Origin of the sequence: Paenibacillus xylanilyticus (genome assembly GCF_013359935.1) — a bacterium.
GTDB classification, from domain to species: Bacteria; Bacillota; Bacilli; order Paenibacillales; family Paenibacillaceae; genus Paenibacillus; species Paenibacillus xylanilyticus.
The window spans coordinates 1-295 of the sequence record NZ_JABMCB010000175.1; the positions used below are offsets into that span (position 1 = coordinate 1).

A 295-nucleotide genomic window follows, 5' to 3' on the forward strand; every position below is an offset into this window, starting at 1 on the left:
ACTGTTAATCGAGTTGTCACAGGTTCGAGTCCTGTTCGGGGAGCCATATGGAGAGGTGTCCGAGTTGGCCGAAGGAGCACGATTGGAAATCGTGTAGGCGCCACAAGCGTCTCGAGGGTTCGAATCCCTCTCTCTCCGCCAGCTAGGATTTTACTAAGGCCCGTTGGTCAAGGGGTTAAGACACCTCCCTTTCACGGAGGTAACAGGGGTTCGAATCCCCTACGGGTCATATATATGGAGGCTTAGCTCAGCTGGGAGAGCATCTGCCTTACAAGCAGAGGGTCGGGGGTTCGAG

Annotated in this window: 2 tRNA genes; both read left to right on the forward strand. The window is 54.9% G+C overall.

The features are described from left to right. Positions 1-49: 49 nt before the first annotated feature. Positions 50-141 (forward strand) — tRNA-Ser (locus HP552_RS10585). Between the two features lie 16 nt (positions 142-157). Continuing rightward, positions 158-229 (forward strand) — tRNA-Glu (locus HP552_RS10590). Positions 230-295: the final 66 nt, after the last annotated feature.